The following is an 18,893-nucleotide window of genomic DNA, read 5'->3' on the forward strand; positions in this document are numbered from 1 at the left end:
GATCGCGATTGATTGCGCCAAAGAGCAGGGCCTCAATCTCCCGATGATCAAATAACTAATGTGGGAGCGGGCTTGCTCGCGAATGCGGTGTATCAGTCACTGAAGTCGTTAGCTGACCCATCGCTTTCGCGAGCAAGCCCGCTCCCACATGTGATCTGCGTTTCACCCAAAAACAATCCATCAGAGGTTGAACATAAATGGCAGTAAAAGACGCTCGTGCAAGCACCACCCCGTTGATCGAAAGGCGTTCGATCGACTACATCCCGGAAGCGGAAAGACACGGCCGTCTATTGAGTCAGTTCACCCTGTGGTTGGGTGCCAACCTGCAAATCACTGCGATCGTCACCGGGGCCCTGGCCGTGGTGCTGGGCGGTGATGTGTTCTGGTCGTTGATCGGTCTGTTGATCGGTCAACTGCTGGGCGGTGGCGTCATGGCCCTGCATGCGGCGCAAGGCCCGCAACTGGGCTTGCCGCAGATGATCTCCAGCCGCGTGCAGTTCGGCGTGTATGGCGCGGTGATTCCCCTGGTGCTGGTGTGCCTGATGTACATCGGTTTTTCTGCCAGCGGCTCATTGCTGGCGGGGCAGGCGGTGGCGCAGTTGCTTCACGTTGAAGACTGGGTCGGCATCGTATTGTTCGCGGGGCTGATCATGGTGTTTACGATCTTCGGCTACCGGGTGATCCACGGCATCGGTCGCATCGCCAGCGTGCTGGGAGTGGTTGCCTTCGTGTACCTGTTCTACAGGCTGCTGGCCGGTAACGACATCGGTGCGTTGCTGGGCAACAAGCATTTTTCCCTCAGCAGTTTCCTGCTGGCGATTTCCCTCTCGGCGTCCTGGCAGATTGCGTTCGGCCCGTATGTAGCGGACTACTCGCGCTACTTGCCGCGCAGCACGCAGGCCTCGAAAACCTTCTGGGCCGTGGGCCTCGGTTCGGTGATCGGCGCGCAGGCTTCGATGGTGTTCGGTGTGTTTGCGGCAGCCCTGGCAGGCTCGCAATTCGCTCACCACGAAGTGTCGTTTATCGTCGGCCTGGGCGGCACCGGGATCGTCGCGGCGCTGCTGTATTTCAGCATCGCCTTCGGCAAGGTCACCGTCACCACCCTCAACGCCTACGGCAGCTTTATGTCGATCGCGACAATCATCAGTGGTTTCCGTGGCAGCCGGCATATCGGCAGTGGCACGCGGCTGTTGTACATCTTCGTGATGGTGTCGATTGCCGCCGCGCTGGCGTTGCTGGGCAAGGACTCGTTCCTCAAGGATTTCTCCGCGTTCATCCTGTTCCTGCTGGCGTTTTTCACGCCCTGGAGTGCGATCAACCTGGTGGACTTCTACTGCATCACCAAAGAGCGCTATGACATCCCGGCCCTGTCCAACCCCAACGGTCGCTACGGTCGCTGGAACCTGATGGGCATCAGCATCTACGTGTTCGGCGTGCTGATTCAGATGCCGTTCATCTCGACGCATTTCTACACCGGCCCACTGGTCGCGAGCCTGGGCGACACCGATATCTCGTGGATCATCGGGCTGGTGGTGCCGGCGGCGTTGTACTACTGGGCTGCGAAAAAATGGCACAGCCCGATTCCTGAGCGCCTCGTGCTGCCCGATGTGCAGGGCGCCGCTGCTCAACCTGCTTAACCAGAACCCGGTACGCATGACAAACAGCGAATTGAAACAGCAAAACTGGCGAAAACTTTCCTCAAGGGACATCCTGAACTCTGGCACGCATGGTGAGCGACAACGCAGCCAAGAAAATCGACGCGGCCTTGTAGGTTGAGCGTTTCCGGTTGCCGCCACAGGCAACCGGGCGCCCGGCCACAATCCACTGGATCGAGAGCACACTATGTTTCCTGAGAGTTTTACGTTTTCCATCGCCGACTGGGTCAACAGTTGGGTCGATGCGCTGGTGACCAACTACGGCGATGTGTTCCGGCACATCTCCGATACGTTGCTGTGGGCCATCGTTAACCTGGAAGGTTTGCTGCGCGCAGCGCCCTGGTGGTTGATGTTGCTGATTGTCGGCGGTATTGCCTGGCATGCCACTCGCAAGTGGTTCACCACCGTCGTGATCGTCGGCCTGCTGTTTCTGGTGGGCGCGGTCGGGCTGTGGGACAAACTGATGCAAACCCTGGCGCTGATGATGGTGGCCACGGTGATCTCGGTGCTGATCGGCATTCCCCTGGGGATTCTGTCGGCCCGCAGCAACCGCCTGCGTTCGGTGCTGATGCCGCTGCTGGACATCATGCAGACCATGCCCAGCTTCGTGTACCTGATCCCGGTGTTGATGCTGTTCGGCCTGGGCAAGGTCCCGGCGATTTTCGCCACGGTGATCTACGCCGCACCGCCGCTGATTCGTCTCACCGACCTGGGCATTCGCCAGGTGGACGGTGAAGTCATGGAAGCGATCAACGCCTTCGGTGCCAACCGCTGGCAGCAACTGTTCGGCGTGCAACTGCCGCTGGCCCTGCCGAGCATCATGGCCGGGATCAACCAGACCACCATGATGGCCCTGTCGATGGTGGTGATCGCCTCGATGATCGGCGCCCGTGGCCTGGGTGAAGATGTACTGGTGGGCATCCAGACCCTCAACGTTGGACGCGGCCTTGAAGCCGGTCTGGCGATCGTGATTCTTGCCGTGGTCATCGACCGCATTACGCAAGCCTATGGTCGTCCACGGCATGAGGCGAGCAAATGACTACTGTCAGCAAAATTGAAGTCAAAAACGTATTCAAGATTTTCGGCAACCGCTCCAAGGATGCACTGGCGTTGATTGGCCAGGGCAAGACCAAGGACGAGGTGCTGGCCGAGACTGGTTGCGTGGTGGGTGTGAACGACCTGTCCCTGAGCGTCGACACCGGTGAAATCTTCGTGATCATGGGGCTGTCGGGTTCCGGCAAGTCGACCCTGGTGCGTCACTTCAACCGGCTGATCGACCCTACCAGCGGTGCGATCCTGGTGGACGGTGAAGACATCCTGCAACTGGACATGGAAGCCTTGCGCCAATTCCGCCGGCACAAGATCAGCATGGTGTTCCAGAGCTTTGGCCTGCTGCCTCACAAGAGTGTGCTGGACAACGTTGCCTACGGCCTGAAAGTGCGTGGCGAAACCAGGCAAGTGTGCGCCGAGCGTGCGCTGCACTGGATCGAAACCGTGGGCCTCAAGGGCTATGAAAACAAATACCCGCATCAACTTTCCGGCGGCATGCGTCAGCGTGTAGGCCTGGCCCGGGCGCTGGCGGCCGACACTGACATCATCCTGATGGACGAGGCGTTCAGTGCGCTCGACCCGCTGATCCGTGCCGAGATGCAAGACCAGTTATTGGAGCTGCAAAAGACCCTGCACAAGACGATCGTGTTCATTACCCACGACCTCGATGAGGCGGTGCGCATCGGCAACCGCATTGCGATCCTCAAGGACGGCAAGCTGATCCAGGTCGGCACGCCCCGCGAGATTTTGCATTCACCGGCGGATGAGTACGTGAACCGGTTTGTCCAGCGGCGGGTGGCGGTGGTTTGATCCGATATTTGTGGTGAGTTGGCTGAGGCTATCGCAGGCAAGCCAGCTCCCATATTTGGAATGCGTTTCCCCTGTGGGAGCTGGCTCGTTTGCGATGAGGCCAGTGAAGCTGCACAACAATTGCGAATTTCATGAAGAGGTCAACGATGTCCCAGGCTGAAAAAATCATCATCGCCGACGCCCCGATGCGTTGGCAGGACGTGGTCGCCGTGGCTCGCCACGGTGCGATCCTCGAACTCTCGGGCCAGGCCTGGGCTCGCATCGACAATGCACAGGCCATCGTCCAGCGCATCGTCACCAGCGGCGAGCGCGCCTACGGCATCAACACCGGCCTGGGCGCCTTGTGCAACGTGTCGCTCAAGGACGAACAACTGAGCCGGCTGTCGCGCAATACCCTGCTCAGCCATGCCTGCGGCGTCGGTGCGCCACTGAGTGTGGAGCAAACCCGCGCGATCATTTGCGCGGCGATCATTAACTACAGCCACGGCAAATCCGGCTTGCATCCGCAGGTGGTGCATTCGCTGCTGGGGCTGCTCAACCATGGCATCACGCCGCAAGTGCCGTCCCAGGGTTCCGTGGGTTACCTGACCCACATGGCGCACATTGGCGTCGCCTTGCTCGGCGTCGGCGACGTCAGCTATCGGGGCCGTATCGTTCCCGCACACCAGGCGCTGGCTGAAGAAGGTTTGCAGCCCGTAGTGCTCGGTGCCAAGGACGGGCTGTGCCTGGTCAACGGCACGCCGTGCATGACCGGCCTCAGCAGCCTGGCCCTGGCCGATGCGCACCGCCTGCTGCAATGGGCCGATGTGATCGGTGCCATGAGCTTCGAAGGCCAGCGCGGCCAGATCGACGCCTTCGACGAAGAAATCATCGCGCTCAAGCCGCACCCGGGCATGCAGCAAGTGGGCATCAACCTGCGCGCGTTGCTGGACGGCAGCGAAGTGATCGCCAGCAGCAAAGGCATTCGTACCCAGGACGCCCTGAGCATCCGTTCGATTCCCCAGGTGCACGGCGCGGCCCGCGACCAACTGGAACACGCCACCCGGCAGATCGAAACCGAACTCAACGGCGCCACCGATAACCCGCTGGTGCTCGGCACTCCAGACAACTACCGCGTGGTGTCCCAGGCCAATCCCCACGGGCAGTCCGTGGCCCTGGCGGCCGACATGCTGGCCATCGCCATGGCCGAAATCGGCTCCATCGCCGAGCGTCGCCTGGACCGTCTGATCAACCCGCACGTCAGTGGTTTGCCGGCGTTCCTGGTGAGCAACCCCGGGGTCAACTCCGGGATGATGATCGTGCAGTACGTCGCCGCCTCGCTGTGCGGGCAAAACCGCCAGTTGGCGCAACCGGCGGTGCTCGACAACTTCGTCACCTCGGGCCTGCAGGAAGACCACCTGAGCATGGGCACCAACGCCGCCCTGAAGCTGTATTCGGTGCTGGAAAACGTCACCCAGATCCTCGCCATCGAGTACTTGCTGGCGGCCCAGGCGTTCGAGTTCCTCCAGGACCAACGCTTCGGCGCCGGCACCGATGCCGCCTGGCGTTTGCTGCGCGAACACGTCCCGGCCTACGACCAGGACCGCTGGCTGGCGCCAGACATCGCAGCCACCGCCGCGTTGCTCAAGGACGCCGATTTACTGCAACGCACGCTACCGAATTTGCACTGACCTTTTCCCAACAATAACCAGCGTGCCAAGCCGACTGATCCTCTAAAAGAGCACAGCGGCGGATAACGGAAGCATCCGGAGCGACTGGTAGTTAACAACACTCTCAAAAGGAGCATGAATGTGACTGCGCTAAACCTGATTCCAGGCCAACTGAGCCTTGCCCAACTGCGGGCCATCTACCAGCAGCCGGTAACCCTCAGTCTGGATGACAGCGCCTCGGCCCAGATCGAAGCCAGTGTCGCCTGTGTGGAGCAGATTCTCGCCGAGAACCGCACCGCCTACGGCATCAACACCGGTTTCGGCCTGCTGGCCTCGACCCGCATTGCCAGCGAAGACCTGGAAAACCTCCAGCGTTCCCTGGTGCTGTCCCACGCCGCCGGCGTCGGTGAGCCCATCAGCGATGCGCTGGTACGGCTGGTCATGGTGCTCAAGGTCAACAGCCTGAGCCGGGGTTTTTCCGGGATTCGCCGGCAGGTCATCGACGCGCTGATCGCCCTGATCAATGCCGAGGTCTACCCGCACATTCCACTGAAAGGTTCGGTGGGCGCCTCCGGTGACTTGGCACCATTGGCCCACATGTCGCTGGTGCTGCTGGGCGAAGGCAAGGCCCGCTACAAAGGCGAATGGCTGGAAGCTACCGAAGCGCTGAAAGTTGCCGGCCTGACGCCGCTGACCCTCGCGGCCAAGGAAGGCCTGGCGCTGCTCAACGGCACCCAGGTTTCCACCGCTTATGCATTGCGTGGGCTGTTCGAGGGCGAAGATCTGTTCGCCGGTGCCCTGGCCTGTGGCGCCCTGACGGTGGAAGCCGTGCTGGGTTCGCGCTCGCCGTTCGACGCACGCATTCACGCTGCCCGGGGCCAACGCGGCCAGATCGACTCTGCGGCCGCGTATCGCGCCCTGCTGGGTGAAAGCAGCGAAGTGTCGCAATCCCACGAGAACTGCGACAAGGTCCAGGACCCGTACTCCCTGCGTTGCCAGCCACAAGTCATGGGCGCCTGCCTGACCCAGTTCCGCCAGGCGGCCGAAGTGCTGGTGGTGGAAGCCAACGCCGTGTCGGATAACCCACTGGTGTTCGCGGCTGAAGGTGACGTGATTTCCGGTGGCAACTTCCACGCCGAACCGGTGGCCATGGCGGCGGACAACATGGCGCTGGCCATCGCGGAAATCGGCTCCCTGAGCGAGCGTCGCATCTCGTTGATGATGGACAAGCACATGTCGCAACTGCCGCCATTCCTGGTGGGTAATGGCGGTGTGAACTCCGGCTTCATGATCGCCCAGGTGACGGCGGCGGCATTGGCCAGCGAGAACAAGGCACTGGCGCATCCCCATAGCGTCGACAGCCTGCCGACGTCAGCCAACCAGGAAGACCACGTGTCGATGGCCCCGGCGGCGGGCAAGCGCCTGTGGGAAATGGCCGAGAACACCCGCGGTGTGCTGGCGGTGGAATGGTTGGCGGCTTGCCAGGGCCTGGACCTGCGCAATGGCTTGAAAACCTCGCCGGCGCTGGAAAAGGCGCGCGGGATCCTGCGCAGCAAAGTCGCGTTTTATGAGAAGGACCGCTTCTTTGCGCCGGACATCAATGCCGCCAGTGAGCTGCTGGCAACGCGTTGCCTGAACGAGCTGGTGCCGGCGAAGTTGTTGCCGAGCTTGTAAGAGCGACACCGATCCAGTGTGGGAGCTGTCGAGCCCCGGCGAGGCTGCGATGGCGCCGGAACAGGCAACACTTTCGTAGCCTGACCCGCCGCTATCGCAGCCTCGCTGGGGCTCGACAGCTCCCACATTTGATCTTCTACAGATTCGAATTTTCTCAGGATAAAAATAATTAGGGACGAGAAATGCACTCGGAAAAAGGTTTAAAACGCGGGCTCTCCGCCCGACATATTCGCTTCATGGCCCTCGGTTCCGCGATCGGTACCGGGCTGTTCTACGGCTCCGCCTCCGCCATCCAGATGGCCGGCCCGGCCGTGCTCCTGGCCTACCTGATCGGTGGCGCCGCGGTGTTCATGGTGATGCGCGCCCTCGGCGAAATGGCCGTGCATAACCCGGTGTCCGGCTCCTTCGGCCAGTACGCCAGTACCTACCTGGGCCCGATGGCCGGCTTTATCCTCGGCTGGACCTACGCCTTTGAAATGATCATCGTCTGCCTCGCCGACGTCACCGCCTTCGGCATCTACATGGGCTTCTGGTTTCCCGAAGTCGCGCGCTGGGTCTGGGTGCTGGGCATCGTGTTGCTGATCGGCGGCCTGAACCTGTGCAACGTCAAAGTCTTTGGCGAAATGGAGTTCTGGCTGTCGCTGCTCAAGGTCGGTGCCATTGTCGCAATGATCCTCGGCGGCTTCGGCATCATGCTGTTCGGTATTCACTCGGCGGGCGAAGCACCCGCTACCGGCCTCAGCAACCTGTGGGCCCACGGTGGCTTCATGCCTAACGGCGTGGGTGGCTTGATCGCGTCCTTCGCGGTGGTGATGTTTGCATTTGGCGGCATCGAAATCATCGGCATCACCGCCGGCGAAGCCAAGGACCCGCAGCGGGTGATCCCCAAGGCAATCAACGCCGTGCCGTTGCGTATCCTGCTGTTCTACGTGCTGACGTTGTTTGTGCTGATGGCGATCTACCCGTGGCCGCAGATCGGCAGCCAGGGCAGCCCGTTCGTGCAGATCTTCAGCAACCTGGGGATAGGCTCGGCGGCGACCATCCTTAACATTGTGGTGATCTCGGCCGCCGTCTCGGCCATCAACAGCGACATCTTCGGCGCCGGTCGCATGATGTATGGCCTGGCCCAGCAAGGGCAGGCGCCCAAGGGCTTTGCCCAACTGTCGAGCCAGGGCGTGCCGTGGATGACCGTAGTGGTGATGGGCGCCGCGTTGCTCGGCGGTGTGGTGCTCAATTACCTGATCCCGGAAAACGTGTTCCTGGTCATCGCCTCGATTGCGACCTTCGCCACGGTGTGGGTGTGGCTGATGATCCTGGTCACCCAGGTGGCCATGCGTCGCTCGATGACCAGGGAACAGATTGCCGAGCTGAAATTCCCGGTGCCGTTCTGGCCCTACGCGCCAGCGGCCGCCATCGTGTTCATGCTGTTCATCTTCGGCGTGCTGGGTTATTTCCCGGACACCCAGGCCGCTCTTATGGTCGGCGCCGTGTGGATCGTCTTGCTGATCGTCGCCTATCTGCTGTGGGTCAAGCCCGCCGCCGGGCAAACGGCCAAGGTCCACTACGACCCGGCTTTGTCTCATCGATAACCTAATGGAGGCGTTGATGAAAACGCTTTGGCAACACTGCCACGTTGCAACCATGGCCCAGGGCAACTACTCGATCATCGAGGACGCCGCCATTGTTACCTCGGGCACGCTCATCGAGTGGATCGGCCCGCGCGCCGATCTGCCGGATGCGAACTACGCAACCACCCATGACCTGCAAGGGGCGTGGGTCACGCCCGGGCTGATCGACTGCCACACCCACACGGTGTTCGGCGGCAATCGCAGCGGCGAGTTCGAGCAGCGGCTGCAAGGCGTGAGCTACGCCGAGATCGCAGCGGCCGGTGGCGGTATTGCCAGCACCGTGCGCGCCACGCGTGCGGCGAGCGAAGATGAACTGTTTGCCAGCGGCCACAAGCGCCTGCGCAGTTTGCTGCGCGACGGTGTAACCACCGTCGAGATCAAGTCCGGCTACGGCCTGGACCTGGCCAGCGAGCGCAAGATCCTGCGGGTGATCCGTCGCCTCGGCGCCGAGTTGCCGGTCAGTGTGCGCAGCACCTGCCTGGCGGCGCATGCGTTGCCGCCGGAGTACGTGGACCGGGCCGATGCCTACATCGATCACATCTGCACCGAAATGCTCCCGGCGCTGGCAGCGGAAGGCCTGGTGGACGCGGTCGACGCCTTCTGTGAGTACCTGGCGTTCTCACCGGAGCAGGTGGAGCGCGTGTTCATCGCCGCCCGGAAACTTGGCTTGCCGGTAAAACTGCACGCCGAACAGTTGTCGTCCCTGCATGGCTCCAGCCTGGCGGCGCGTTACCAGGCGCTGTCGGCGGACCACCTGGAATTCATGACCGAGGAAGACGCCATCGCCATGGCCGCTTCCGGCACCGTCGCGGTGTTGCTGCCGGGCGCGTTCTACTTCCTGCGGGAAACCCAGTTGCCGCCGATGGATGCCCTGCGCAAGCACGGCGTGAAGATCGCTATCGCCAGCGACCTCAACCCGGGTACCTCGCCGGCGTTGTCGGTGCGCTTGATGCTGAACATGGCCTGCACCCTGTTCCGCATGACCCCGGAAGAAGCCCTGGCCGGCGCCACGCAACACGCGGCCACCGCCCTGGGCCTGGGCAACAGCCATGGCTCGCTGGAAGTGGGCAAGGTCGCGGATTTTGTCGCCTGGCAGATTGATCGTCCCGCCGACCTGGCCTACTGGCTGGGTGGCGAGCTGGATAAACGCGTCGTGCGCCACGGCGTCGAAGTCACCGTTTAAGGAGTACCGCTGTGGATAAGGTTCTGAACTTCAAACAAGGCCGTGTGCCGCTGCTGATCAGCATGCCCCACGCGGGCCTGCGCCTGACGCCGGCGGTGCAAGCCGGGCTGATCCCCGAGGCGCAAAGCCTGCCGGACACCGACTGGCACATTCCCACGCTGTACGACTTCGCCGAAGCGCTGGGCGCCAGCACTCTGGCGGCGGAGTATTCGCGCTTTGTCATCGACCTGAACCGGCCTTCAGACGACAAGCCGCTGTACGTTGGCGCCACCACCGGCCTGTACCCGGCGACACTGTTTGACGGTGTGCCGCTGTTCCGCGAAGGCCTGGAACCGTCCAAGGCCGAGCGCGCCACGTACCTGGAGCAGGTGTGGACGCCGTATCACCGCACTTTGCAGAACGAACTGGCCCGGCTCAAGGCCGAGTTCGGTTATGCGCTGCTGTTTGATGCGCACTCGATCCGCTCGGTGATCCCGCACCTGTTCGAAGGCAAGCTGCCGGACTTCAACCTCGGCACCTTCAACGGCGCGGCCTGCGATCCGCAGCTGGCCAGCGAACTGGAAGCCATCTGTGCCGGCCACCCGCAGTACAGCCATGTGCTCAACGGGCGCTTCAAGGGCGGGCACATCACCCGTCACTACGGCAACCCGGCCGAGAACATCCACGCCGTGCAGCTGGAGTTGGGGCAGTGCACCTACATGGAAGAGTTTGAGCCCTTCCGTTATCGCGCCGACCTGGCCGAGCCGACGCGGGTGGTGTTGAAGGAACTGCTGGAAGGGTTCCTGGCGTGGGGCAAGCGGCATTACTCCTGAGTGGCGTCGCTGCTGAGATAGCCTTCGCGAGCAAGCCCGCTCCCACATTCGACCGTGTTTCTTCAGGAGGAACACGGTCGAATGTGGGAGCGGGCTTGCTCGCGAAGAGGCCCTCAACAGCAACACACCTCCCAAGTCGTCTGTGTGCAAATCCCTGTCGCCACAGTTCGCTTTGATCAAGGTCTCGCTGGGTAAGGTGTTGGGCACGGCGCGTCAGACGCCACTCCCACAATAAAAACTGCCGAGTGAGACCGCATCGATGAAAAGACTGTTCAACCGTTGTCTGTTGATTCTCACCGGCGCCGCACTCTTGAGCGCCAACGCGATGGCTGCCGACCCGGCCTCGTGCAAGGTCGTGCGCATGGGCGTGGTCAGCTGGACCGACGTGATCGCCACCAGCGGCATGGCCGACGTGCTGCTCAATGGCCTGGGCTATGACAGCAAGCAAACCAGCGCTGTGCAGCAAATCATCTTTGCCGGCATCCGCGACAAACGCCTGGATATCTTCCTCGGCTACTGGAAACCGGCGATGGACAACAACATCGCGCCATTCCTCGCGGCCAAGCAGGTCAAGGTGTTCGACAAGCCGAGCCTGTCCGACGCCCAGGCGACGCTGGCGGTGCCGCAGTACGTTGCCGACGCCGGCTTGAAAACCTTTGCCGACATTGCCCGCTTCAAGGACAAGCTGGGCGGCAAGATCTATGGCATCGAGCCGGGCAGCGGTGCCAATACCGATATCCAGAAAATGATCGACAGCAACCGCTTTGGCCTCGGCGGCTTCAAGCTCGTGGCGTCCGGCGAGGCAGGCATGCTGGCGGCGGTGCAGCGGGCAGTGAATCGCAAGGAGTTCGTGGTGTTTGTCGGCTGGACCCCGCACCCGATGAACATCAACATGAAAATGGCGTACCTGACCGGCAGTGAAGATGTGTTCGGTGCCAACGAAGGCATGGCCACGGTCTCCACGGTGACGGCGCCGGATTACGCCGAGCGTTGCCCCAACGTGACCCGCCTGCTGGAAAACCTGACCTACACCGCGGCCCAGGAAAGCCAGTTGATGGTGCCGATCATGGACCGCAAGACGCCGCAGGATGTGGCCAAACAATGGTTGCGCGACAACCCCGAGGATTTGCAGCGCTGGCTGGCGGGTGTAACGACCCTGGATGGAAAAGACGGCGTGGCGGCGGTGCAGGCCAGCCTCAAGCCCTGAGCAAATGAAGATCAAAATGTGGGAGCGGGCTTGCTCGCGAATGCGGTGGGTCAGCCACACAAGTATTGACTGATACACCGCATTCGCGAGCAAGCCCGCTCCCACATTGGATTCGTGGCGGCTGTTAAATCCTTATCTTCAGGACGATCCTTCGATGTCCCATTACCCGATTTCCGCGCAGATGTGCGCCTTCGTCGAAAAAACCGAATCCTTCACCAGCGACGACACATCGCTGGCCGGATTGCGCCGAGGCTATGACCGCATGTGCCAGGCGTTCACTCCGGCGCGGCCCGAAGGGTTACAGGTGTCAGACGTTTCCCTGGGTGACGTGGGCGTACGCATTTATCAACCGGCGACGCCAATCCCTGATGGCGGCTGGCCATGCATCCTTTATATGCACGGTGGCGGCTGGGTGGTCGGCGGCCTGGATTCCCATGACTTCATGTGTGCTGAACTGGCCGACTCACTGCAAGTGCTGGTCATCGCCATCGATTACCGCCTGGCACCCGAACACCCGTTTCCGGCCGCCTTTGAGGATTGCCGTGCGGTCTGGCAGGCGATCCAGGTGGGCGAAGCGCCCCAGCCGATCAACCTTCAGCGTCTGGTGGTGGCTGGTGACAGCGCCGGCGGTAACCTGGCGGCGGCCCTGTGCCTGGGCCTGCGGGATGACCATCAGCCGCAGCCCCTGGCGCAAGTCCTGATCTACCCCGGCCTGGGCGGCCCCGCCGACCTGCCGTCCCGCCGCGATTGCGTCGACGCGCCATTGCTCAGTACCGCCGACACCGAGTGCTACCTCGCCCTTTACCTGCGTGGGCCGGACAAGCCGTCGCCCTACGCCATGCCATTGCTGGCTGTGGATTTCAGCGGGTTGCCGCAGGCTTTGATCGCTGTCGCCCAGTTCGACCCGTTGCGGGACGACGGCATGCTCTACGCCGAACGCCTGCAAGGCGCCGGGGTGGCGGCCACGCTGTATCCCGGCAAAGGCCTGGTTCACGGCTGCCTGCGGGCCCGGGGCCAGGTGTTGGAGGTCGACCGGCTGTACATTTATCTGCTGGACTACCTGCGTGGTGTTCTGCTGGCACAGGTCTAGGTCCACGAGGACATGCTCATTGCACAATTCGGGTTTATGATGCCAGACGGCAAAATAATAGACGTCCCCCCAGGGATGAACTCGACCCCTTACGGAGCGCGCAATGCAGACTTTGTACCCGCAGATCAAACCCTACGCCCGGCACGATCTGGCCGTCGATGAAACCCACGTCCTGTACGTCGACGAAAGCGGTTCCCCGGAAGGCTTGCCCGTTGTGTTCATCCATGGCGGCCCCGGCGCCGGGTGTGATGCCAATAGCCGCTGCTATTTCGATCCTAATCTGTACCGAATTGTTACTTTTGATCAGCGTGGCTGCGGGCGCTCCACCCCACGGGCCAGCCTGGAAAACAACACCACCTGGGACCTGGTGGCCGACCTTGAGCGGATTCGCGAACACCTGGGCATCGAAAAATGGGTGCTGTTCGGCGGTTCCTGGGGCTCGACCCTGGCCCTGGCCTACGCGCAAACCCACCCGGAGCGTGTGCACGGCCTGATCGTGCGGGGCATTTTCCTGGCCCGCCCCCAGGACATTCAGTGGTTCTACCAGGCTGGCGCCAGCCGGCTGTTCCCCGATTACTGGCAGGACTACCTGGCGCCTATCCCGGCGGAGGAGCGGCACGACCTGCTCAGCGCCTACCACAAGCGCCTGACCGGCAACGACCAGATCGCCCAGATGCACGCCGCCAAGGCCTGGTCCACGTGGGAAGGGCGCATGTTGGGCCTGTGCCCGAACCCGCAATTGATCGAGCGTTTCTCCGAACCCCAGCGCGCCCTGTCGATTGCCCGTATCGAATGCCATTACTTCACCAATAACTCGTTCCTTGAACCTGACCAACTGATCCGCGACATGCACAAGATCGCCCACCTGCCTGGCGTAATCGTGCATGGCCGCTACGATATGATCTGCCCGCTGGACAATGCCTGGGAGCTGCATCAGGCCTGGCCCAACAGTGAGCTGCAGATCATCCGCGAGGCTGGCCATGCGGCTTCCGAACCCGGAATTACCGATGCGCTGGTGCGTGCGGCGAGTGAAATGGCACGGCGCCTGCTTGATTTGCCGCCTGAAGAAGCATGAAGGGCCTTTTGCAACGGGTGCGCGGCGCCCGGGTCGAGGTAGAAGGGCAGGTGGTCGGGGCGATAGACCAGGGTTTGCTGGTGCTGGTGGCTGTCGAGCCTTCGGATACGCAAGCCAGCGCCGACAAGCTGCTGCATAAGCTGCTTAACTATCGGGTGTTCAGCGACGACGAGGGCAAGATGAACCTGTCCTTGAAAGACATTGGCGGCGGTTTGCTGCTGGTGTCGCAGTTCACCCTGGCGGCAGACACCAAGAGTGGGCTGAGGCCGAGCTTCTCCACGGCGGCACCGCCGGCGTTGGGCGAGGCGCTTTTCGACTATCTGCTGTTACAAGCGCAACAATTGCATGGCACGGTAGCGGCAGGGCGTTTTGGCGCTGATATGCAGGTGCATTTGGTCAATGATGGGCCGGTCACCTTCCTGTTACAGACGTGAATGTACTGAAAACGACTTGTGATGCCCAAAAAACCGGGTTTTCGCTACAAATACTTCGCTGACCCTGATGCGTTGTCACGCGGGCTACTAGATAATCGCGCGCTACGGGGATCAGCGTTAATTGGTCCATTTTTGACTTAGGTAGAGACTTGTCCGATAGCCATTGGGGAATCATTTAGCCCCATGGGAGTCGGAACAATGCTCGCCAACCTGGCATATAGATAGCTGGCCGTTGGTTTTTTGATCTGTTTTCGGCGAGGGTTGCTCGTGATTGTTAGTCCCTGTAATGCACCAAAATTGTCTGCCAAACGGTTACGAAACGTACTGGTGACGGGCTCTGCCCTGTTTTGCCTGTTCGGCGCGGGTCAACTGTGGGCATTCAGTCTGGATGATGTGTCGGCCAAGGCAAAAGAGCTGGCCGGGCAGAAATACGAAGCTCCGCGCAGCAATTTGCCGAACGAATTCCGCGAAATGAAATTCGCTGATTACCAGAAAATTCGTTTCCGCAACGAAAAAGCCGAGTGGGCCGATCAGAACACCCCGTTCAAGCTGTCCTTCTACCACCAGGGTATGCATTTCGATACACCGGTGAAAATCAACGAAGTCACCGCCGACAGCGTTCAGGAAATCAAGTACGACCCGTCCCGCTTCGATTTCGGCGACGTCAAGTTTGATCCCAAATCCACCGAACAGCTGGGTTATGCCGGTTTCCGTGTGCTGTACCCGATCAACAAGGGCGACAAGCAAGACGAAATCATGACCATGCTCGGCGCCAGCTATTTCCGCGTCGTGGGCAAGGACCAGGTCTACGGCCTGTCTGCCCGCGGCATGGCGATCGACACCGCGTTGCCGTCCGGCGAAGAATTCCCGCGTTTCACCGAGTTCTGGATCGAGCGTCCAAAACCGGGTGAGAAACAGCTGGTGATCTACGCCCTGCTGGATTCGCCGCGGGCCACCGGCGCTTATCGCCTGATCCTGCGCCCGGGTACCGACACCATCGTCGACGTCAAATCCCAGATGTACCTGCGTGACAAGGTCACCAAGCTGGGCATCGCCCCGCTGACCAGCATGTTCCTGTTCGGCGCCAACCAGCCGTCCAAGGTCCTCAACTACCGTCGCGAGCTGCACGATTCCAGCGGCCTGTCGATCCATGCCGGCAACGGCGAGTGGATCTGGCGCCCACTGAACAACCCCAAACACCTGTCGGTCAGCAACTTCACCGTGGAAAACCCGCGTGGTTTCGGCCTGCTGCAACGCGGCCGCAACTTCAGCCACTACGAAGACCTCGACGACAACTACGACAAGCGCCCAAGCGCCTGGATCGAGCCTGAAGGCGATTGGGGCAAGGGCTCCGTCGACCTGGTAGAGATTCCGACCGCCGATGAAACCAACGACAACATCGTTGCGTTCTGGAGCCCGGAAACACTGCCGGAGCCAGGCAAGCCGCTGGACGTTGCCTACCGCCTGCACTGGACATTGCAAGACGCCGAGTTCCATTCGCCAGAAAGCGCCTGGGTCAAGCAGACCCTGCGTTCCACCGGCGACGTCAAGCAATCCAACCTGATCCGTCAGCCAGACGGCAGCGTGGCTTACCTGGTGGACTTCGAGGGCCCGTCCCTGAAGAAACTGCCAGCTGACGCACCGGTTCGCAGCCAGGTCAGCGTGGGCGACAACGCCGAAATCGTTGAAAACAGCGTGCGCTACAACCCGCACACCCAAGGCTGGCGCTTGACCCTGCGCATGAAGATCAAGGACGCAGGCAAGCCGACTGAAATGCGTGCTGCTCTGGTTCAGGACATCGTGCAGCCGGAACCGGAGAAGGTTTCGACCCAAGTGTTGAAAGCCGACAAGGTCCTGGCCAAGCAGCACGAGAAAGCAGCCAAGAAAGACGCCAAGGACAAGGACGCCAAGCAGCCGGAAGCGGCTGCCCCAGCCACACCACTCCCTACCCAGGATCAGGCCAAGACAGAGCAAGTCCTGACCGAAACCTGGAGCTATCAGTTGCCTGCCGATGAGTAATTCTCAAGTCCAGCCAGAGACTCTTGCCGAGTACCTGGCGCATCTACCGATGACCGATGAGCAGCGCGCCGAACTGGCGGGCTGCGAGTCCTTCAGTGAATTGCACAAGCGCCTGTCATCGTCCACGTTCGACGCGCCTGCCGACGCTGCCCAGGCATCGGTAGGCGCCCGGCTGACCCTCAACACTGCCGAAGAGCTGCAAGACGCCGAAATGCTGGTGCTCGACGCCAGCGGCCGGGTTTGTCTCAAGGCCACGCCGCCGATCCGTCGGACCAAGGTCGTGCCTGAGCCGTGGCGCACCAATATCCTGGTGCGTGGCTGGCGCCGCTTGACCGGTCGCACCAATCCACCGGCCCCGCCGAAGGATGAGCGCGTACTGCCGGCCGCCCGCTGGCGCACTGTCGGTTCGATCCGTCGCTATATCCTGCTGGTGCTGATGCTCGGCCAGACGATCGTTGCCGGCTGGTACATGAAAGGCATCATGCCGTACCAGGGCTGGTCCTTCGTCGACTTTGACGAGATCCGCAACCAGACCCTGCTGCAAACCGCGACCCAGGTACTGCCTTACGCCCTGCAAACCAGCATCCTCGTGCTGTTCGGGATTCTGTTCTGCTGGGTCTCTGCCGGTTTCTGGACCGCGCTGATGGGCTTCCTGGAACTGCTGACCGGTCACGATAAATACCGTATCTCCGGTAAAAGTGCCGGTGACGAGCCGATTCCGAAAGACGCCCGCACCGCCCTGGTCATGCCGATCTGCAACGAAGACGTGCCCCGGGTATTTGCCGGCCTGCGCGCGACGTTCGAATCGGTGGCTGCCACCGGTGACCTGGACCGTTTCGACTTCTTCGTCCTCAGCGACAGCAACGAGGCCGACATCTGCATCGCCGAGCAGCAAGCCTGGCTCGACGTGTGCCGCGAAGCCGGTGGCTTCGGCAAGATCTTCTATCGCCGCCGTCGCCGTCGCGTCAAACGCAAGAGCGGCAACCTCGACGACTTCTGCCGTCGCTGGGGCGGTGACTACAAGTACATGGTGGTGCTCGACGCCGACAGCGTGATGAGCGGCGAATGCCTGACCAGCCTGGTGCGCCTGATGGAAGCCACGCCGGATGCCGGGATTATCCAGACCGCGCCACGTGCGTCGGGCATGGATACCCTGTATGCGCGCATGCAGCAGTTCGCCACCCGGGTGTACGGCCCGCTGTTTACCGCCGGCCTGCACTTCTGGCAGCTGGGTGAATCCCACTACTGGGGTCACAACGCGATCATCCGCATGAAGCCGTTTATCGAGCACTGCGCCCTGGCGCCGTTGCCGGGTAAAGGTGCGTTTGCCGGTGCGATTCTTTCCCACGACTTCGTTGAAGCGGCGCTGATGCGCCGTGCCGGCTGGGGCGTGTGGATTGCCTACGACTTGCCGGGCAGCTACGAAGAGCTGCCGCCGAACCTGCTGGACGAACTCAAGCGTGACCGTCGCTGGTGCCACGGCAACCTGATGAACTTCCGCCTGTTCCTGGTAAAAGGCATGCACCCGGTGCACCGTGCGGTGTTCCTCACCGGCGTGATGTCGTACCTGTCGGCGCCGTTGTGGTTCTTCTTCCTGGTGCTGTCCACGGCCTTGCTGGCGGTCAACACACTGATGGAGCCGCAGTACTTCATGGCGCCGCGCCAGTTGTATCCGTTGTGGCCACAATGGCATCCGGACAAGGCGGTGGCGCTGTTCTCCACCACCATCGTGCTGCTGTTCCTGCCTAAATTGCTGAGCATCATCCTGATCTGGGCCAAGGGCGCGAAAGAGTTCGGCGGCAAGTTCAAGGTGACCCTGTCGATGCTGCTGGAGATGCTGTTCTCCATGTTGCTGGCGCCGGTGCGGATGATTTTCCACACCCGTTTCGTACTGGCCGCGTTCCTCGGCTGGGCGGCGACCTGGAACTCGCCACAGCGTGACGACGACTCCACGCCATGGAGCGAGGCAGTCAAGCGCCACGGTCCACAGACCCTGCTCGGCTTCTTCTGGGCGCTGCTGGTGGTGTGGTTGAACCCAAGCTTCCTGTGGTGGCTGGTGCCGATCGTCGGTTCGCTGATGCTGTCGATTCCGGTGTCGGTGATTTCCAGCCGGGTCAAACTGGGCCTCAAGTCTCGCGACGAGAGCCTGTTCCTGATCCCCGAGGAATACAATCCGCCCCAGGCGCTGTTGTCGACCGACAAGTACACCCACGAAAACCGTTGGCATGCGCTCAATGACGGTTTTGTGCGGGCGGTGGTCGATCCGCAGCAGAACGCCCTGGCGTGCGCCTTGGCAACTTCCCGTCACGGGCAGGCGGAGCCGATTGAGTGGCTGCGTGTTGACCGGGTTCGCCACGCGTTGAAAGTCGGCCCGGCCGGCCTCAACAACGGTGAACGCCTGGCCTTGCTCAGCGACCCGGTCGCCCTGGCACGCTTGCACGAGCAGATCTGGAGCGAAGGCCACGCCGAGTGGCTGAGCGCCTGGCGCGAATCGGTCAAGGCCGATCCGCATGCGCCATTGCTGCCATTGAAGCCGCTGTCGTCCCAGGCTCAACCGGCCTGATTCCGACGCCCCCGAGGTGCCACCTCGGGGGCGTTTGCGATAAC

13 protein-coding genes and 2 pseudogenes are annotated in these 18,893 nt (G+C 61.8%); all 15 read left to right on the plus strand.

Annotated elements, in window-relative coordinates; translation table 11 throughout:
* Nucleotides 1–197 precede the first annotated feature (197 nt).
* Nucleotides 198–1,637 carry a cytosine permease gene (locus tag HYE77_RS18200; RefSeq protein ID WP_087692903.1) on the plus strand — a complete coding sequence of 480 codons (1,440 nt, stop codon included), beginning with the start codon at nucleotides 198–200 and terminating at the stop codon, nucleotides 1,635–1,637.
* Nucleotides 1,624–1,771 (plus strand): annotated as a pseudogene (locus HYE77_RS18205) (histidine ABC transporter substrate-binding protein); the annotation flags it as partial. The gene HYE77_RS18200 and the pseudogene HYE77_RS18205, both read left to right, overlap by 14 nt.
* Nucleotides 1,772–1,842: 71 nt before the next feature.
* Nucleotides 1,843–2,694 carry a proline/glycine betaine ABC transporter permease gene (locus HYE77_RS18210; protein ID WP_003209260.1) on the plus strand — a complete coding sequence of 284 codons (852 nt, stop codon included), beginning with the start codon at nucleotides 1,843–1,845 and terminating at the stop codon, nucleotides 2,692–2,694.
* Nucleotides 2,691–3,515, plus strand: a complete 825-nt coding sequence (locus HYE77_RS18215) for a glycine betaine/L-proline ABC transporter ATP-binding protein (RefSeq protein WP_008430269.1) — start codon at nucleotides 2,691–2,693, stop codon at nucleotides 3,513–3,515. The genes HYE77_RS18210 and HYE77_RS18215 overlap by 4 nt, the downstream gene beginning before the upstream one ends.
* A gap of 146 nt (nucleotides 3,516–3,661) precedes the next feature.
* The gene (gene hutH / locus HYE77_RS18220) at nucleotides 3,662–5,185 is read left to right on the plus strand and encodes a histidine ammonia-lyase (protein WP_177069091.1); all 1,524 of its coding nucleotides are present in this window, start codon (nucleotides 3,662–3,664) and stop codon (nucleotides 5,183–5,185) included.
* 114 nt (nucleotides 5,186–5,299) lie between these two features.
* The gene (gene hutH, locus HYE77_RS18225) at nucleotides 5,300–6,838 is read left to right on the plus strand and encodes a histidine ammonia-lyase (RefSeq protein ID WP_085984627.1); all 1,539 of its coding nucleotides are present in this window, start codon (nucleotides 5,300–5,302) and stop codon (nucleotides 6,836–6,838) included.
* Between the two features lie 182 nt (nucleotides 6,839–7,020).
* On the plus strand, nucleotides 7,021–8,427 hold the full coding sequence (locus HYE77_RS18230; protein WP_008430271.1) for an amino acid permease: 1,407 nt from the start codon (nucleotides 7,021–7,023) through the stop codon (nucleotides 8,425–8,427).
* A 16-nt stretch (nucleotides 8,428–8,443) separates the two neighbouring features.
* On the plus strand, nucleotides 8,444–9,649 hold the full coding sequence (gene hutI, locus HYE77_RS18235) for an imidazolonepropionase (RefSeq protein ID WP_003209269.1): 1,206 nt from the start codon (nucleotides 8,444–8,446) through the stop codon (nucleotides 9,647–9,649).
* Nucleotides 9,650–9,660: 11 nt separating this feature from the next.
* Entirely contained in the window at nucleotides 9,661–10,461 is an 801-nt protein-coding gene (gene hutG, locus HYE77_RS18240; protein WP_087692905.1) for an N-formylglutamate deformylase, read from the plus strand.
* A gap of 259 nt (nucleotides 10,462–10,720) precedes the next feature.
* The gene (locus HYE77_RS18245; RefSeq protein WP_169386574.1) at nucleotides 10,721–11,668 is read left to right on the plus strand and encodes a choline ABC transporter substrate-binding protein; all 948 of its coding nucleotides are present in this window, start codon (nucleotides 10,721–10,723) and stop codon (nucleotides 11,666–11,668) included.
* Nucleotides 11,669–11,822: 154 nt separating this feature from the next.
* Nucleotides 11,823–12,758, plus strand: coding sequence for an alpha/beta hydrolase (locus HYE77_RS18250; RefSeq protein WP_177069092.1), 936 nt, complete (start codon nucleotides 11,823–11,825; stop codon nucleotides 12,756–12,758).
* A 103-nt stretch (nucleotides 12,759–12,861) separates the two neighbouring features.
* A complete protein-coding gene (gene pip / locus HYE77_RS18255) occupies nucleotides 12,862–13,833 on the plus strand; it encodes a prolyl aminopeptidase (protein WP_008439282.1) in 972 nt (323 codons plus the stop codon).
* Nucleotides 13,830–14,267, plus strand: coding sequence for a D-aminoacyl-tRNA deacylase (dtd, locus tag HYE77_RS18260; protein ID WP_087692908.1), 438 nt, complete (start codon nucleotides 13,830–13,832; stop codon nucleotides 14,265–14,267). Before pip ends, dtd begins: the two co-directional genes overlap by 4 nt.
* A 267-nt stretch (nucleotides 14,268–14,534) precedes the next feature.
* Nucleotides 14,535–16,286 carry a glucan biosynthesis protein G gene (locus tag HYE77_RS18265; protein WP_008439280.1) on the plus strand — a complete coding sequence of 584 codons (1,752 nt, stop codon included), beginning with the start codon at nucleotides 14,535–14,537 and terminating at the stop codon, nucleotides 16,284–16,286.
* Nucleotides 16,279–18,854 (plus strand): annotated as a pseudogene (mdoH, locus tag HYE77_RS18270) (glucans biosynthesis glucosyltransferase MdoH); the annotation flags it as partial. The gene HYE77_RS18265 and the pseudogene mdoH, both read left to right, overlap by 8 nt.
* Nucleotides 18,855–18,893 lie beyond the last annotated feature (39 nt).

Origin of the sequence: Pseudomonas sp. IPO3774, assembly GCF_013386835.1 — a bacterium.
GTDB lineage: Bacteria > Pseudomonadota > Gammaproteobacteria > Pseudomonadales > Pseudomonadaceae > Aquipseudomonas.